This is a genomic window from Psychromonas sp. SR45-3, assembly GCF_014163575.1.
Classification (GTDB): domain Bacteria; phylum Pseudomonadota; class Gammaproteobacteria; order Enterobacterales; family Psychromonadaceae; genus Psychromonas; species Psychromonas arctica.
Map to the genome: position 1 here is coordinate 1 of NZ_JACJDP010000084.1, position 1283 is coordinate 1283.

Below are 1283 nucleotides of genomic sequence, written 5' to 3' on the forward strand. Positions count from 1 at the left end.
GCGTATTTAGGACGAATGTGCTCAATCACTTTAATTTGAGCGGGGATAAACTCAAGCTTTTCTGACTTATCCTCACCCATTTTATGTAGCTCACCGCCACAGCAACCACAGGTTTTATCCTCGATATCGTGGATCACTTGTTCACGCGGTAAATCTGTTGGTAGCGGCTTACGTATAGGCTTTTTACGGGGCGCGTTAGCGGATTGTTGCTCAGCCTTCACTGCTTCAACAATCTCTTCTACTTCATTAAATAATTCACCTTGGCCAACAAAGCCTTCAGCACTTTTGCCGAATTGCTTTTGTTGGGCTAAACGCCAGCGCTCTTCCAACGCAGCGATGTGGGCATCTTTCTGTAAAGATAATTGTCGCTCATAGTCGAGTAGACTTTCAAGCTCAGCAATACGCTGTTTAAGGGCAAGTTCATTTTTCATGACGCCTATATTAAGGCATCACGGTAGGCTTTCCAGTATTAAGTGAACAAGTGTTGATGATCATCAATTGATCCTTTTAATTAGAGTACTTGCTTACCGGTAACATCAATATTGCGATGACCGATGACGTCATAACCCGATAATAACCAATGTAATTGTTGCTGACTTAAGGTCATGGTGGGAGATATAAGTTTGGGCCATTTGAACTTATGCTTATCTAACCGCTTATACCAGAGTGCAAAGCCGGTATTATCCCAATAAAGTAGTTTGAGTTTGTCACGGCCTTTATTACAAAACACAAATAGTGCCCCACTGAGCACAGGTAATTCAAGCTCAGCTTCCACCAAGGCCGCTAAGCCATTAATCGATTTACGAAAATCGACGGCATCGGCACATAAATAAACGGTGGGCACATCGACAAACATCCTCATACTGCTACCCCTTTAATGATGGCTACGATGTCGGCTGTTGCTAAATCGACTGGCAGGGTAAGTTGACCTGTACGCGTATCAAACTGTATGTTGTTTTGATGAGATTGAGCGCTGATTTCAGTGGTTTGTTTTACCTGGACAAAGCGTGATGCAGTGGGGCTTGGTGTTTGTGTTGGTAAAGATGTTTTAGGCAAGCCCTCTGTCAATAAAGTACGCTGTTTATAGTAAGTGGTAATAGAGACATTATGGTGTTGGCAGAATTCAACATTAGTACCACTGAAATGGCTACGTTGTTGAAAGAGTTGTTGCCACTGTGCGTTTGTTCTGTAAGTTTCCATTATCTGCTCCGAATTTATTATTGAGCAGATATTTTTAAACAATCAGAAAATCGATACTAGGTGTGCTTCGCTAGACGCTTACA

Annotated in this window: 3 protein-coding genes; all 3 read right to left on the bottom strand. The window is 42.3% G+C overall.

Annotation, left to right across the window (positions count from 1 at the left end):
• Positions 1-431: IS66 family transposase zinc-finger binding domain-containing protein (locus H5084_RS19190; protein ID WP_182692229.1), on the bottom strand; the 431-nt coding region annotated here is incomplete at its 3' end.
• Positions 432-511: 80 nt separating this feature from the next.
• Positions 512-862 carry an IS66 family insertion sequence element accessory protein TnpB gene (gene tnpB, locus H5084_RS19195; RefSeq protein WP_025565448.1) on the bottom strand — a complete coding sequence of 117 codons (351 nt, stop codon included), beginning with the start codon at positions 860-862 and terminating at the stop codon, positions 512-514.
• Complete coding sequence (locus H5084_RS19200; RefSeq protein WP_182692230.1) at positions 859-1200, bottom strand: IS66 family insertion sequence element accessory protein TnpB; 342 nt, start codon at positions 1198-1200, stop codon at positions 859-861. The genes tnpB and H5084_RS19200 overlap by 4 nt, the downstream gene beginning before the upstream one ends.
• Between the last annotated feature and the right edge of the window lie 83 nt (positions 1201-1283).

Coding starts and splice junctions, on each gene's coding strand:
- tnpB (WP_025565448.1), bottom strand. CDS start 862: ATGAGGATGTTTGTCGATGTGCCCACCGTTTATTTATGTGCCGATGCC.
- H5084_RS19200 (WP_182692230.1), bottom strand. CDS start 1,200: ATGGAAACTTACAGAACAAACGCACAGTGGCAACAACTCTTTCAACAA.